The following is a 14,774-nucleotide window of genomic DNA, read 5'->3' as shown; positions in this document are numbered from 1 at the left end:
TCCGCCACCCGCCACCTCCCCAGACTCGATCCCGACGGGATCGAGTCTGGACACAGAACCCGCCCGAACCCGGCAAGCCCGACGGCGTGTCACCCAACCCGGTGATCATTTCCGGTCAGCGCACTAGACGGCGATCCCCTCCAGGGCGTGGACGAGGAAACGCGCGCTGCCGTCCCGCTCGGGAGTGGCGTTCTCGCGCAGCCAGGCGGCGGCGAGCAGGATGTCGAACAGCTCGTCCGGGGTCAGGTCGGCGCGGATCCGGCCCGCCGCCTGCGCCGCGCGCAGCAGGCCGGCCCCGCTCCGGTGCATGGCGTCGCACATGGTGTGGGACGGCGTGCCCTCGTCGTACCAGCTCTGGGTGAGGATGCCGACCAGCCCGCGGAACGTGCTGAAGTGCCGCACCGCGTCGTCCGTCCAGGCGGTCAGCGCGGCCAGCGGGTCGCCGCCCGCCGACAGCTCCTCGGCGCGGTCGACCAGGAGCGACAGGCCGTCCCGGGTCGTGGCCTCCACCAGGGACGCGCGGCTGGGGAAGTGCCGGTACAGCGTGCCGATCGCGACGCCCGCGCCGGACGCGACGTCCTCCAGGGACGCCTCTGCGCCGTCCCGCTCGAACGCCCGGCGCGCGGCGCCGAGGATCGCGTCGTAGTTGCGCGCGCCGTCCGCGCGCTTCGGACGCCGGGCGATGTGCGGATGGGGCACGGTTCCTCCAGGCCGCCGGGTCGGCGCGGGCGCCGATTGACAACCTGAGGTTACCTCAGCTTAGCTGACGGCCATCAAGTCGAGCCAGCCTCAGGTTAAGGGCGGCCTTCAACCTGAGGTGGCCTCACCTTATGGAGGCGCGATGAGTACGGAGACGGTGCGGGACACGGTCCCGGACAGAGGCGCCCGGGACCGGGCGTGGGCGCTGGTCCTGGTCGCGATCGTCGGCGCGGAGTTCATGCTCCAGCTGGACGGCACGATCGTGAACGTGGCCCTGCCGACCCTTCAGGACGACCTGGGCCTCACGGCGGCCTCGGCGTCCTGGGTCCCGAACGGGTTCTTCCTCGCGTTCGGCGGCCTGCTGCTCCTCGCGGGACGGCTCGGCGACGTCCTCGGGCACCGGCGCGTGTTCCTGTCCGGCATCGCCCTCGTCGTGGCCGCCTCGCTCGTCGCCGGGCTCGCGCCGGACCTGCCCGTGCTGCTCGCCGGACGCGTCCTCCAGGGCGCGGGCGCGGCGCTCGCCGGGCCGACCGGGCTCGCGCTGCTCGCCACCCTCTTCGAGGGCGCGCGGCGGCAGCGCGCGTTCGGCCTCTACTCGACGGTGAGCGGGCTCGGCGCGTCGGCCGGGATGGTCGTCGGCGGCGTCCTGACCTGGGTGGGGGACTGGCGCTGGAGCCTGCTGGCGAACGTCCCGGTCGGGCTCGTCCTGCTGGGCGTGGCCGTGCGCGTGCTGGGCGTCCGCATGCGGGGCGTCCGCGACGAGACCGGGCGGACGCGGCCCCTCGGCGTCCCGTCGGCCGTCCTCGTCACCGGCGCGCTCGCCACGGCCGTGTACGCGCTCGTCCACGCCGCCGGGAAGGGCTGGGGCGACGCGCTCACCCTGACGGCCCTCGCCGTGTCCGCCGCGCTCTGGACGGCCCTGTTCGCCCTCGACCGCCGGACGGGCGAACCACTCCTGCCGGTCGCCCTCTTCGCCGACCGGGCGCGGGCCGGAGCCGTGCTCAGCCTGCTGCTGCTCGCGGCCGTCCTGACCGGCCTCCTCGTCTATCTCGTGCAGTACCTCCAGAACGTCCTGCGCATGAACGCGCTGGAGAGCGGCCTCGCGATCCTGCCCTACGGCGTCGCGCTGCTCGTCACCACGCAGCTGCTCACCCGGTACGTCGCGAGGGTCGGCCTGAAGGTGCGCGCGCCCGCCGGGCTCGTCCTGGTCCTCGCGGGCACGCTGTGGCTGACCCGCCTCTCCGGCACGGGCGGCTACACGGCGGACGTCCTGCCCGCGCTGCTCGCGATCGGCGTGGGCGTCGGCCTCGCGATCATCCCGATGAACATGATCGTCCTGACCACCGCGCCGCCGGAGTACGCCGGGGTCACCGCGGGCGTGCTCCAGACGGCCCTCACCATCGGCGGCTCGCTCGGCCTCGCCGTCCTGCTCATCCCGTTCACCCGGGACGGAAAGGGCGTCGCCGACACCGTCTCGGGGGTGTTCGCCTGGTCGTCCGCAGCGCTCGTCCTGGCCCTCGCGATCCAGCTCCTGGCCTGGTTCGGTCCCGGCGCGCGGAAGTGACCGGAGGGACTGGTGGCCGCCGCGCCCCTCCCGTAGATTCGGCGCGACCAGGAAGGCCGAGCGCACGGGGTGGCGGGCTGCTGATGCCGGACGGGGACGACGCCGAGCGCCGGGAGAACGGCATGCCGGACACGCTGACCAACACGATGCGCAACGCCGTCGCGGGCGTCGTCGTGCAGGCGGGCACCGTCACCGCGAACCTGCCGCCCGTCGCGCAGCCGCTGGCGCTCGTCCCGCGCCAGATCCCCGCCGAGTCCGGCGAGTTCGTCAACCGCGTGAAGGAACTGGCGCTGCTGGAGTCGGCGGCGTCCTCCGGGACCGGCGGTACGGCGCTCGTGGTCGTCAGCGGCATCGGCGGGGTCGGCAAGACCGGCCTCGGCGTCCACTGGGCGCACCGGACGCGCGACCGGTTCGGCGGCGGGCAGCTCTACGCCGACCTCGCGCGCCTCCGGCACGGCGGCGGCACGGACGTCGCGGACGTCCTCGGCGGGTTCCTGCGCGCGCTCGGCGCCCGCGAGGAGTGGATCGACCCCGGGATCGAGGAGCGGGCCGCGCTGTTCCGGACGCTCACCGCCGACCGCTCCCCGATGCTGGTCCTCCTGGACAACGTCGCGCACGCCGCGCAGGTCGAGTCGCTCCTGCCGGGCGCGCCGGGCAGCGTCGTCGTCGCGGTCAGCCGCCGCCGCCTCACCGGCCTGGTCACGCGCCGCGGCGCGGTCCCGCTCGACCTCGGCCCCCTGGACGACGCGGAGGGCGGCCTCCTCATCGAGCGGATGGTCGCCGACCGGCGCGTCACCGGAGAACCCGGCGCGGCGGCGGAACTCGCCCGGATGTGCGGCGGCCTGCCGATCGCGCTCCGCGTCTGCGGCGCGCGCCTGGTCACCCGGCGCAGGCAGGGCATCGGGAGGCTCTCGGCGGAACTCGCCGACGAGGAGCGGCGGCTCGAACGGCTGACCGCGGAGGGGAAGCCCGTCGTGGAAGCCGTGTTCGACGCCGCCTACGCCGACCTCCCGCCCGAGGCCGCCGCCCTGTACCGCGGGCTCGGCGCGTTCCCCGGCCCCGACTTCTCCGCCGAGCTCTGCGACCTCGTCACGGGCGCGGACGGCGCGCTCGACGCCCTGCTGGAGTCGAGCCTCCTGGAGGAGGTCGACGAGGACCGGTACCGGTTCCACGACCTCGTCCGCCTGCACGCGCAGTCGGTCGCGGGCGAGTCCCGCGACCTGCGCCGGCGGTTCGTCGCCTGGTACCTGAGAGAGGTGCAGGCGGCCGACTGGGCCGTCCTCGGGCGGCGGCTGCGCGTGTCCGCCCCGCCCGAGCCGCCGGTGAAGCGCGCCGACGCGCTCGGGTGGCTCGAACGCGAGCACGCGAACATCCTCGCCGTCGTCCGGACGGCCGCCGCCGAACGCTGGGACGACCTGGTCTGGCGGTTCACCGAGTCCCTGTGGGCGCTGTACGACGGCCACGCCCACCCCGCCGACGAACTGGAGGTCGCCCGCCTCGGCCTCGCGTCCGCCCGGCACGCCGACGACGACGTGGCCGAGGCCCGCATGCACACCCTGCTCGTCCGGGCGCTCCTGCGCGGCGGCAAGGTCGACGAGGCCGCCGCCGAACTCCCCGCCCTCACGGCGCTCAGCGACGCGATCGGGGCCCGCGATTCGGGAAGGCCCGTGGCGGGGGTACCCGGTCTTCGGGTCCAGGCCGGAGTGGTCGAGGCGGTCGGGATCGTCCGGCAGCGCGAGGGCGACCACGAGGCGGCGATCGCGGCCTTCCACCGGTCGCGGGACATCAACGCCGCACTGATGAACTGGCGCGGTATCGCCGTGCACAGCTACCTGCTCGGCGGGGCGCTCATCGCCGCAGGACGGCACGCCCAGGCGGTCACGCAGCTCGAGTTCGGCCTGCGGGTGGACGAGGGCGGGGCCGACCCGCTGACGGACGCGAAGATCCGCACGCGGCTGGGCGAGGCGTACCTCGCGCTCGGACGGCCCGGCGACGCGTCCGAGGAGCTGACCCGGGCCCTCGCGACCCTGGCGACGCGGGACATGCCCGCGCGCGAGGCCCGCGCCCTGGAACTGCTCGCCGAGGCGACCGAGGACGAGGAGGCGGCGGCCGGATACCTGCGCCGGGCGAAGGCGCTGCGTCCCCCGGCGCCGGAGGATTAACGGACACCCCTATTTTCCGGCGGGGGGGGGGTGACGTTGAGGCGGAATTCGCGGGGCCCGGCCGTGACGGTGAACGACCCGGCGAGCGGACGCCCCGACACCAGCAGCACGTACGCGGCCGACGCGCACAGCGACGCGTCCGCGCCCTCGGCGCGGGCCCGCGTGCCGTCCCGGAGGACGACCAGGGTCGCGCCGTCGTCCAAGGTCACCGCCGCGATCTCGGCGCCCCGGTGGCGGGCGAGGACGTCCGCGCCCCACGCCTCCGGGTCCTCGGGCGGATCGGCGCGGACGACGACGTCCGCCGAGCTCAGCAGGCGCTCGTCGGCCTCGCCCTCGTCGACGACGAGGTGCGGGTCGTCCAGAAGGTCGGGCGCGTGGTCGTCGAGGACGGCCGGATATCGGTCCAGCCGAATCCGGTCGCCGTGGACCTCGCCCTCGACGTTCAGCGCGGTCACGTCCCGCGCACCGCGCGGCTCCGGCGGCGGGACCGGGCGCAGCCTGGCCGGGTTCGCGGGCGGATCCAGATCCAGCAGCCCGTACAGCAGCGCCCGCAGGTTCTCCGCCGCCCGCCCGCGCATGCCGATCGCGTCCGGAACGTCCACCGGGGCGGTCAGTTTCTCCAGCTGCCCCAGCAGCCCCTCGGACGGCCGGAATCTCGGCAGGACGCGTCCCAGCGCGGCCATCGGCGACGCCGGGTCGACCTCGGCGTCCGCGAACGCGGCGAGCAGCGTGGGACGGCCCAGCGCCGCCGCGTAGTAGGTGACCGAGCCGTGGTCGCCGACGACGGCGTCCGCCGCGACGAGCGCCGCCCGCCACCCGTCGCGCGGCGGGACGAGCAGCAGCCCGGCGTTCAGCGCCTCGGCGATCCAGCCCTCGATCTGGTACGCGCCGTGCCGGTCCCAGACGTTCGGATGCAGCGCCATCGCGACCCGGAACCCGTCCACCGGCAGTTCGGCGGTGAGACGGGCGAGCAGGTGCGGCATGCCGCCGAACAGCGACCCGCCGTTCCACGTGGACGACAGCACCACCAGGCGCTGCCCCGGCCGGACGCCGAGCGCGCGCCGGAACCGGTCGCGCAGCGGGAGGCTCGCCGTCATCCGGTCGAAGCACGGGTCCCCGGCGACGACCGCGACCCGCGCGGCGGGCGGGCAGCTCTCCCGCAGCCGCTCCAACTGCTCCTCGTGCGCGAGGACGAGCCTGGCCGGGACGACGCGTCCGCGATGGAGGAGCTGCGCGGCGGCCAGCCCGGACGCCACGTCCGCGCTGCCGGACGCCGCCTCCACGAGCCGGTTGTGCCCCGCGCCGTGCGGCATCACCACGACCGGCGGACGGAGCCGGTGCAGCCCGCCGTTCGCGGACGTCGCGAGCGCCAGGTGGTACCGGCCTCCCCGCCGGACGGCGTCACGCCACGGCACGACGCGCGCGTCGATGTCGCGCAGCAGCTCCGGCAGCTCGCGCCCGAACGCGGACCCCTCGCTGACCGTGAACTCCACGCCGACCCGGGGATCGCCGTGGAACACCGGAAGCACGTCCAGCATCCGCGTCGCGGACGCCAGGTTCCGCACGACGGCGAGCACCCGCCGCCGGGGCAGATGCGTCTCCCAGACCGCCTCACCAAGGCGGGTGTCCCGCGGGGCGGCGTCGTCCCGCCTGGTGGCGTCGTCCCGCGTGGTGGGGGCGTGCCGCCTGCCGAACACCCGTCCCATCCGGCGCACTCTACCCGCGCGCCGCCGGTGCCCCGGGGCCGGTCAGGGCTTGCGCCCGACGCCGCCGAACTCGTCGATCGCGGTGATCGTCCCGATGGTGGCGGCGGGCGGATGCCACAGCGGGCAGGACACGACGCCGGGCGGCAGCAGCTCCAGGCCCTCGAAGAACCCCTCGAGCTGCTCCGGGTTCCGCAGGGCGTACGGCGGCTCGGCGTTGGCGTTCCAGATCTCGGCGGCCTCGGCGACCGCCGGGTCCACCACGTTGGTCGCGTCGTAGAGGGCGAGAAAGCCGCCGCTCGGCAGCGCGGACGTCAGCCGGGCGACGATCGACCGCGCCTCGTCGTAGTCGGTGATGTGCCCGAGGATCCCCATCAGCAGCAGCGCCACCGGACGGTCGAAGTCCAGGGTCTCGGCCGCGCCCTTGAGGATCGTCTCCGGGTCGCGCAGATCGGCGTCCAGGTAGGCGGTCCTGCCCTCGCGTGAACTGGTGAGCAGAGCGCGCGCGTGCGCGAGGACGAGTGGGTCGTTGTCCACGTACACGACGCGCGCCTCGGGCGCGGCCCGCTGCGCGACCTGGTGGGTGTTGTCGGCGGTCGGCAGGCCCGTGCCGATGTCGAGGAACTGCCGGACGCCCAGGTCGGCGGCCAGATGGTGCACCGCGCGCTTCAGGAACTCGCGTGTCGCGCGGGCCATCAGCGCCATGTTCGGCATGACGTTCAGGATCTCCTCGCCGACGTTCCGGTCCACCGGGAAGTGGTCCTTACCGCCGAGCCAGTAGTTCCAGATTCGGGCGGTCTGCGGCACGTCGTGCTGGATCGCTGGGGTCTCGTCCGTCATGGGGATTCCTCACCGGGGGAGCTTCACAAAGGGATTCCTCATCAGTCAGGTCCCATCCAACAGGCCGAGATCACGTTTGGGAACCCGGTCGGGCGGGGGACGTTCGCCGGTGGAATGTCCGACCGGCGTCGTACGGTGGGCGCGTCACGGAAGGGGTCGGCCAGTGAAGCTGCTCACCGCAACCAACCTCACCCAGGGCTACCGCGACAACGACTTCACCTGGTGCGTGGAGGGGGAGCTCGTCCACATCGGGGTGATCTGCGACCGCGACGACGGCGACCCGGACGGCGGCTGCGGCTGCGCCCGGTCGTTCGCCGGGCTGAACTCGCACCGCGCCACCACCACCGCGATGGTCCGGGAGGTCCCGGGCTTCAGCGAGGCCGACTACGTGGAGGCGATCCGCAGCAGCCTGGAGCAGCAGGGCTACGACGGCTCGCACGCCGAGCACGAGGCGGCGGGTCTGCGCACGCTCGTCCGCGACTGGCCGGTCGGGGCCATCGTCGAACGCCGTTTGGATGAGATCGTCGTCCGCCAGGTCGTCCAGCCGTAGCCGTCGTCCCCAGGAGGGGACGGGGCGAGGGAGACCCCAGGCGGGAGCAGGTCAGGGGAGCGGGTCAGGGGAGGCAGGCGCGGACACCGCCCGCGCCGCCGCGCGCGAACTCGGCGATCCGCTGCGCGGCGGTGCCGTGGTCGCCGGGCCGGGCCCACGGGGTGCCGTCGCCGATCTGGTGGAACTCGGCGTCGATCTCGTTCCGGTCGCCCGGGTCGGCGTGGAGCGCGCCGTCCCGCGCGGCCCCGGCGAGCGCGGCGCCCGCGAGGCAGTCGGCCTGGAGCTCGCCGCGCCGGGAGACCAGCCGGGACGGCATCCGGTGCTGGACGGCGTGCCCCCACTCGTGCGCGATGACCATGTACATCCAGGCGTCGCCGGTCCCCTGGCCGACGCGCATCAGGTGCTCGTCCCAGGCGAGGTAGTCGCCGTCGGGGCAATACGCGGCGTTGTCGCGTTCGAGGAGGCGGGGGCCGCAGCGCGGGGTGGCCGCGGGGTTCGCGCCGTCGTACGGGCCGAGGACGGCGGGCGGGGCGTAGCGTCCGCCGAAGGTCTCCGCCCAGTGCCGCCGCCAGAAGGCGTCGACGACGTCCTGGGCGTCCTGGAGGTCCTGTTGGAGGTCCTGCTGGAGGGGCGTGGCCTCCTCGGCCGTCGTGCCGGGCATGAAGGACGCGTCCGCGCCCGGCACGAAGGACGCGTCCGTGCCGGGCATGGAGGACGCGCCGGGTTCGCGCGCCGCCGCCCCGGTGTCGACGACGAACGCCGCCCCGGAGGCCCGGATGGACGCGGGGCCGCCCGCGGGCACGGGGAACGCGCCCGTGGGGGAGCCGGGGGTGAGGGATCCGGGGCTGAGCACGACCGGCCCGTCGCCCGGTGTCGCGGTGAACGCCGACGCCGTCCCCGGAACGGCCCCCACGCCGCACGCGGCGAGCAGGAGGACGGTCAGTGACCGCGGGCGGCGGAAACGGGCGGGTGACAGTCGGGGGAGCGGCATTCCGCCTCCATCGATCGGGGGGTGACGGGACCATCCGACTTCACCCCGGCCCCCGGCGCGGACGCGGTCGCGCGGGCGTCACGATGAGGTGATCAGGCTCTTCCCCATCGGTCACAGTGCGTACTGGGATTCGTGCACGCCGAAAAGGGACCCGGTCTTGTCGTCCGAGGTCGGGCCGTGCGAGCGGAGGACGACCCGGGCGCCGAGCGCGTCCTCGACCGCGGCGACCGGATCGCCGAGCGGTTCGAGCACCGGACGCGCCGTCAGCAGCCGTTCCGTGAGCGCGCCCTGCCGCTCCAGGTCGTGCGCCGCGTCGAACGGAAGCGTCCGGACGGTGTGGTCGTCCATCGTGTAAGCGCGGCATAGTCGCAGGTCAGAGCGTGTTTCGGCGACATCGAGATGGGTGAGGGCGAGGCCGTCCACCCCGCCCGCCGCCCGGACGGCGTAGTCGAGCGCCACGGTGTCCAGGTGGCCGACGCGGAACGCGCCCTGCCACGGCCCGGCGCCGTTGTGCGGGTCGGGCAGGCCGGCGGTGAGCGCCGGGTCCTCGGACACGAACGGGCCGGGCCCGTGCCGGGTCGCGTACGCGCGCAGGACGCCCAGCCGAAACCCGGTTTCGCCCGTCTCCGCGAGCAGCGTCTCCGCGTTCGCGAACGTCGTCGTCGACCAGGTCGTGTAGGGGTGGAAGCCGTGCCACTCGTCCAGCAGGACGCCCTGCGCGCCCTCGAAGACGGCGCGTTCCGCGCGCAGGACGCGCGGCAGGTACCCGGCGTCCACGATCCGGACGCTCCTCGCGAACCAACGGAACGCCGCCACGCAGGCGTCCACGTCCGGAACAGGCCACGCGGCCTCCGGGAAGGTGTCGTGGTACCAGTCGCGCAGGGCGGCCAGGCGCTTCCGCAGGCGCGCGGGCGCGAGGCAGTCCCCGGCGCGCGGGGCGAGGGCGGGGTGGGCGAGCGCGTACGCGGCGGTCTCGCCCACGCCCATCCCGCAGGATCCGTGCCGGGCCGTGCCGCGTGCGGTCTCCCGCGCGCGGTTGGCGGCCCGGTGGTACGGGGTGGTGAGCGGCGCGTCCTCGTCGACGGTCAGGCGGGCGAACGCGTCCCGGACGCCGAGGGCGAGCAGGTGCTCGTGCTCGGCGGCCAGCGCCAGCGGGTCGACCAGCACGAACCGCGACAGGTGCGTCCGGACGCCGGGGGTGAACGTCCCGGAGCCGAACTGCGCGAACGTGTGGTGCCGTCCGTCCGGCGTGACGACGTTGTGCGCGGCCTGCGCGCCGCCGTTGAAGCGGACGACCGTGTGGACCGGCCCGGCCCCTGTGCCGCGCGCCCCGCGCGCGCAGAGCCGGTCCACCACGGTGCCCTTCCCGGCGTCGCCGAACCCGAGGTCGACGACGATGGTGTGCCGCATCAGAAGCTCCGCATCAGAGTCGCGGTATCAGAGGCGCCGGTTCCGGGAGCCGCGCCCCTCGCCGCGCAGCCCGGACGGCGCGTCCGACTCGGCGACCGAGCCGCGTCCCCTGCGGAGCGGCGTGAGCGCCTTCGACACGGCCCGCCCGGCGCCCGAGCCGAACTCGTCCAGGTGCGCGAGGCCCTCGTCGAGGTCGATGGCGTCCTCGCCGAGCCCGACGGTGAGCGCGATCGTCTCGCAGACCGCGTCCAGGTCGTCCAGGTAGAAGACGTTCTGGCCGAGCTGCTCGCGCCAGAAGTCGCGGAGCCGGGCGTCGCCGGTGTGGTAGGCGCCCTCGGGGATGATGAAGTACACGTCCCAGGCGCGCCGCAGCTCGTCGAGGAGCGCGGAGAGGGGGACGTCCTCGCGCAGGTCGTCGCCGATCAGCGAGCGGACCTGCTCCGCGCGGACCACGGGGTAGGCCAGCTCGTCGCCGATCAAGAACAGGTAGCCGCGCCGGCCGCGCTTCTCGTAGCAGTCGGCCGCGGTGTGCCGGGCCATGAAGTACATGGCCAGCTCGTACGACTCCTTCATCTGGCCGCCGCCCCCGCCCTCGATGAGGATCTTGCCGAGGTCGTCGTCCATCCGGTTGTCGGACTCGAACTGCCCGACCTGGAGCGGCGCGCGGTCGCAGTACGCGTCGCCGATCGCGCCGAACATGATCTGCGGGTTCGCGACGTAGCCCTTGCGGAGCAGCAGCCCGAGCAGGTCGGGCAGGCGCGTCTGGAGTGTCCGCGGGACGGTCCCCATCGAGCCCGTCACATCGAACAGCACCGAGATCGCCAGCGACTCGGGGTGCTCCTCGGAGTCGCGCGACTCGCGCAGGACGACGCCCTTCGGGTCGAGGTCGGCGTGGACGGAGGTCGCGCCGCCGTCGCTGTACTGGAACGCGCTGATGCCGTTCGCGGCCTGGTAGGCGCGGTTGGCGGCGTACACGTTGGTGGACCAGTTTCCACTACCCATGGTCTCCTCCTGGGGGCATGGTGAAGGGTCGGAAGGTGCGGCGGCCGTAGAGCCGCTCGAGGAGCTCGTCGAGTTCGGCGAGCAGCCGCCAGGCGTCACGCGGACGCCGGTGCGGCGCGGGGAGGGTGCATCCGGCGACGAACCGGCGCAGGGCGGCGGGCGCGCGGTCGCCCATGAGCCGGGCGACGCACCTGGACGCCATGTACACGTCCGTCCCCGGGACGGCGGGTTCGCGCGCGGGGATCTCCGGCGCGTACAGGCTCGCGTGCCGGTCGACCATCGCGGGGACGCGTCCGCCAGGACGGGTGACCGAGTAGCACCAGTCCGCGAGCACCAGCCCGTGCTTCTCCGGGTGGACGAGCACATGGTCGGGCAGGACGGCCCCGTGCACGACGCCCGCCCGGTGGGCGAAGCCGAGCGCGACCAGCAGCCGCCGCCACATCCACGCGGCGTCACGCGGGTCCACGCCGTCCGGGTGGGCGGCGCTGACCTGTGCGAACGAGACGAACCCGGTGAGGGGCGCGAGCACGTCGACGCCGCGCGTCTCACCCGTCCCCGGGTCGCGGTGCCGGAACGTCGTGACCAGGTCCGGGACGTACGCGCGGAACCTCGGGTCGCCGTCGCGGCGCAGCGTCCGCAGCGCCTCCTCCTCGCGGGCCATGAGGTCGTTGTCGGACGGGTCGCGCGGCATCTTGACCACCACGCTCCGCCACCGCCCGCCGTCCTCCGACGCCTCGGCCGCGTACAGCTCGGCGACGTCGCCGCTCGCGAGGGTCGCGCCGAGCCGGAACCGGCGCCTTCCGGCCTCGAGGACCGGCGTGGCCGCCGCCCTGCGGGCGTGCCACAGCTCCGACAGGCGGGCGAAGTGCCGGGACGAGCCGTCCGGCGCCGCGTCCGGGTGGACGAGCCGGGCCAGCCGCCGGTACAGGCGTGCCGCCTCGGCCTCGTCCTCGCCGAACACGTCGGCGGGGGAGACGGCGCGTTCGAGCAGCGCCACGGCCTCCTCACGGTTCACCGGATCTCCTCCTCCCGGCTGGGCCGGAGCAGCGCGGGGTGCAGCAGCCGCGCGTCGCCCGCGCGGTAGAGCTTCGGCCGGGGGCCTCCGCGCCGTCCTTCGCGGTCGGCGGTGCCGCCGGTGGCCTCGACGAACCCCGGGACCGACAGCACCTTGCGATGGAAGTTGCCCGCGTGCAGCTCCTCGCCCCAGACCGTCTCGTAGACGGCGCGCAGCTCGGGGACGGTGAACTCGGGCGGGCAGAACGCGGTCGCGAGCGGCGTGTACTCGAGCTTCCCGCGCGCCCGCTCCAGGCCGTCCGCGAGGATCCGCGCGTGGTCGAACGCGAGCGCGCGCGTGACGCCGGGATGCTGCGCCCCGGCCTCGCTCAGGCCCAGGGAGTCGACGCGGACCCAGGTCGCCTCGGCGGCGTCGCCGCCCGCGCGCGGGTCGGGCAGCGCGGGCGCGAACGCCAGGTGGGCGACGGAGATGACGCGCATGCGCGGGTCGCGTCCGGGAGCGCCGTAGGTGGCGAGCTGCTCCAGGTGCAGGCGCTCCAGCGGGCCGCCGGCCGCGTCCGGGTCGAGCCCGGTCTCCTCGGCCAGTTCGCGCCGCGCGGCGGACGCCAGGTCCTCGGCGTCCGTGACGCCCCGGACGAACCCGCCCGGCAGCGCCCACATCCCCGCGAACGGGGCCTGGCCGCGCCGCACCAGCAGGACGTTGAGCGCGCCGTCCCGGATGGTCAGCGCGACGACGTCCACCGTCACCGAGACGGGGTCGTAGGCGCGCGGGTCGTAGGCGGCGAGGAACTCGCGCTCGTCCTGCGGCGGCTGGTTCATCCGGATTCATCCTTCTCATACTGAGTAAAACTCAACCTGAGAAGAACATAGCGGGTGTGAGATAGGCCCGTCTAGGGGGATTTGAGGTGGAAGGTGACCGTGCCTTACGATCGGCCTGATCAATAAGGTTAGGTTTACCTAACTTTCTGACCGGCTCGAGGAACGGCGGTGAAGGCGCATGCTGCGCAGGCGCACGACGGTGCTGGCGATCGCCGCGCTCGCCCTGCTCGCCGCCGTCCTCGCGAGCCTCGCCCTCGGCAGCCGCGCCATCGCCCCCGGCCATGTCGTGGACGCGCTGCTCGCCCACGGCGGCGACCGCCTGACCGAGGAGGACGTCATCGTCCGCTCGCTCCGCGTCCCGCGCACCGTCGTCGGCCTCGCCGCCGGCTCCGCGCTCGCCGTCGCGGGCGTCCTCATGCAGGCGCTCACCCGCAACCCGCTCGCCGACCCCCGCATCATGGGCGTCACGTCCGGCGCGTCGCTCGGCGTCGTCATCGCGATCAGCGTGTTCGGGCTGACCACCCTGCCGTCCTACCTGTGGTTCGGCGTCGCCGGCGCGACGCTCGCGGGCGCCTTCGTCTACGCCCTGTCCGCGCGGACCCGCGACGGCGCGTCCCCGGTCACCCTCGCCCTCGCCGGGACGGCCCTGGACGCCTCGCTCACCGGCGTCGTCGTCGGCGTCCTCACCGTCAACCAGCAGACCTTCGACACCTTCCGGTTCTGGGCCGTCGGCTCGCTCGCCGGACGCCCGCCGCAGGTCGCCACCTGGGTGATCCCGTTCGTGGTCGTCGGCGTCCTGCTCGCGTTCGCCACCGCCCGCGGCCTGGACGCGCTCGCCCTCGGCGACGACGTCGCCCGCGGCCTCGGCCGCAACGTCGGACGCGTCCGGCTCGGCGCCGCCGTCGCCGCGATCCTGCTCACGGGGGCCGCCGTCGCCGCAGCCGGGCCCATCGGCTTCGTCGGCCTCGCCGTCCCCCACCTCGCCCGCGCCCTCGTCGGCGCCGACCACCGCTGGACCCTCGCCGTGTCCCTCCTGCTCGGTCCCGCCCTCCTGCTCACCGCCGACGTCCTCGGCCGCCTCGTCGTCCCGCCCGCCGAGGTCCGCGCCGGGGTCGTCACCGCCCTCCTCGGCGCCCCGTTCCTCCTCGTCCTCGTGCGCCGCGCCCGGACGGTGACCGCGTGACCGCCGTCCGGCACCCGGCCCCGGGCGTGCTCGTGCTGGGACTCGGTCCGGTCGCGGTCACGGTCCGGCGCCGCGCGCTGGTCTTCGGGATCGTGCTCGCCGCGCTCACGGCCGTCGCCGCCGTCGCCTCGCTCGCGATCGGGAGCACGTTCGTCGCGCCCGCCGACGTGCTGCGCGCGCTCGGCGGGGACGGCCCGGCGACCCTGGTCGTCCAGGACCTGCGGCTGCCGCGCGTCGAGGTCGGCCTCGCCGTCGGGGCCCTGCTCGGCGTGTCCGGCGCGCTGCTCCAGTCCGTCACGCGCAACCCGCTCGCCGGGCCGGACGTCATGGGCGTCACCCAGGGCGCGGGCCTCGCCGCGACCGCCGTGATGACGTTCGGGCTCGGCGCGTCCTGGCTCGGCCCGGCCGCGCTGCTCGGCGGTCTCGGCGCCGCGGCCGCCGTCTTCGCCTTCGCCGGGCGGACGGGCCTGACCGCCAACCGCTTCGTCCTGTCCGGGATCGCGGTCGCGCTCGCGTTGAAGGCCCTCACCGAGGTCTTCATCGTCGGCGCCGACCCGTCCGACGGCGAGCGCGCCCGCGTCTGGCTGTCCGGCAGCCTCGCCGGGCTCGGCCAGCGCGAGACGCTCACCCTGCTCGTCCCGCTGCTGGTCCTGGCGCCGCTGCTGTTCTGGGCGGGCCGGGCGCTCGACACCGCCGGGCTGGACGACGACCTCGCGCGCGGCCTCGGCGTCCGCGTCGGCGCGCGCCGCCTGCTGCTCGGCGCCGTCGCCGTCGTCCTCGCCGCGCTCGCGACGTCCCAGGCGGGCGCCGTCGACTTCGTCGCGCTCGCCGCGCCGC

General features: G+C 74.9%; 13 protein-coding genes. 5 read left to right on the top strand and 8 right to left on the bottom strand.

The features are described from left to right. Positions 1-123: 123 nt before the first annotated feature. Positions 124-699, bottom strand: a complete 576-nt coding sequence (locus EBO15_RS40010) for a TetR/AcrR family transcriptional regulator (protein WP_122199676.1) — start codon at positions 697-699, stop codon at positions 124-126. Between the two features lie 142 nt (positions 700-841). Between EBO15_RS40010 and EBO15_RS40005 the strand changes: the two genes are divergently transcribed. Further along, positions 842-2,263, top strand: coding sequence for an MFS transporter (locus EBO15_RS40005; protein ID WP_122199675.1), 1,422 nt, complete (start codon positions 842-844; stop codon positions 2,261-2,263). Positions 2,264-2,346: 83 nt separating this feature from the next. Beyond that, positions 2,347-4,425 (top strand): tetratricopeptide repeat protein, encoded by a 2,079-nt coding sequence (locus EBO15_RS40000; protein WP_122199674.1) that lies wholly within the window; start codon positions 2,347-2,349, stop codon positions 4,423-4,425. Here EBO15_RS40000 and EBO15_RS39995 read toward each other — a convergent pair. Beyond that, entirely contained in the window at positions 4,422-6,131 is a 1,710-nt protein-coding gene (locus EBO15_RS39995) for a translation initiation factor IF-2 (RefSeq protein WP_122199673.1), read from the bottom strand. The genes EBO15_RS40000 and EBO15_RS39995 overlap by 4 nt on opposite strands. Before the next feature lie 42 nt (positions 6,132-6,173). Further along, positions 6,174-6,968: an SAM-dependent methyltransferase gene (locus EBO15_RS39990; RefSeq protein WP_122199672.1), complete on the bottom strand. Its 795-nt coding sequence runs from the start codon at positions 6,966-6,968 to the stop codon at positions 6,174-6,176. 163 nt (positions 6,969-7,131) lie between these two features. On the opposite strand from EBO15_RS39990, the gene EBO15_RS39985 reads away from it, so the two are divergent. Beyond that, positions 7,132-7,518, top strand: a complete 387-nt coding sequence (locus tag EBO15_RS39985; protein WP_122199671.1) for a DUF7715 family protein — start codon at positions 7,132-7,134, stop codon at positions 7,516-7,518. A 64-nt stretch (positions 7,519-7,582) separates the two neighbouring features. Here the strand turns inward: EBO15_RS39985 and EBO15_RS39980 are convergent, their stop codons facing one another. From EBO15_RS39980 to EBO15_RS39960, 5 genes are all read right to left on the bottom strand, one after another. Then, positions 7,583-8,509, bottom strand: a complete 927-nt coding sequence (locus tag EBO15_RS39980; RefSeq protein ID WP_122199670.1) for a neutral zinc metallopeptidase — start codon at positions 8,507-8,509, stop codon at positions 7,583-7,585. Positions 8,510-8,620: 111 nt separating this feature from the next. Further along, complete coding sequence (locus tag EBO15_RS39975; RefSeq protein ID WP_122199669.1) at positions 8,621-9,919, bottom strand: adenylosuccinate synthetase; 1,299 nt, start codon at positions 9,917-9,919, stop codon at positions 8,621-8,623. 27 nt (positions 9,920-9,946) lie between these two features. Next, positions 9,947-10,921 (bottom strand): hypothetical protein, encoded by a 975-nt coding sequence (locus EBO15_RS39970; protein ID WP_122199668.1) that lies wholly within the window; start codon positions 10,919-10,921, stop codon positions 9,947-9,949. Then, positions 10,914-11,936, bottom strand: a complete 1,023-nt coding sequence (locus EBO15_RS39965; protein ID WP_122199667.1) for a molecular chaperone DnaJ — start codon at positions 11,934-11,936, stop codon at positions 10,914-10,916. The genes EBO15_RS39970 and EBO15_RS39965 overlap by 8 nt, the downstream gene beginning before the upstream one ends. Then, complete coding sequence (locus tag EBO15_RS39960; RefSeq protein WP_122199666.1) at positions 11,933-12,754, bottom strand: NUDIX hydrolase; 822 nt, start codon at positions 12,752-12,754, stop codon at positions 11,933-11,935. Before EBO15_RS39960 ends, EBO15_RS39965 begins: the two co-directional genes overlap by 4 nt. 178 nt (positions 12,755-12,932) lie before the next feature. On the opposite strand from EBO15_RS39960, the gene EBO15_RS39955 reads away from it, so the two are divergent. Beyond that, entirely contained in the window at positions 12,933-13,937 is a 1,005-nt protein-coding gene (locus EBO15_RS39955; protein WP_122199665.1) for a FecCD family ABC transporter permease, read from the top strand. Beyond that, on the top strand, positions 13,934-14,774 hold an 841-nt coding region (locus tag EBO15_RS39950), incomplete at its 3' end, for an iron ABC transporter permease (RefSeq protein WP_147481875.1). The genes EBO15_RS39955 and EBO15_RS39950, both read left to right, overlap by 4 nt.

The sequence above is a fragment of the Actinomadura harenae genome (genome assembly GCF_003696215.1).
Classification (GTDB): domain Bacteria; phylum Actinomycetota; class Actinomycetes; order Streptosporangiales; family Streptosporangiaceae; genus Spirillospora; species Spirillospora harenae.
Note: the sequence above shows the minus strand (reverse complement) of the source record. Positions and strands in the feature narration are given on the sequence as shown.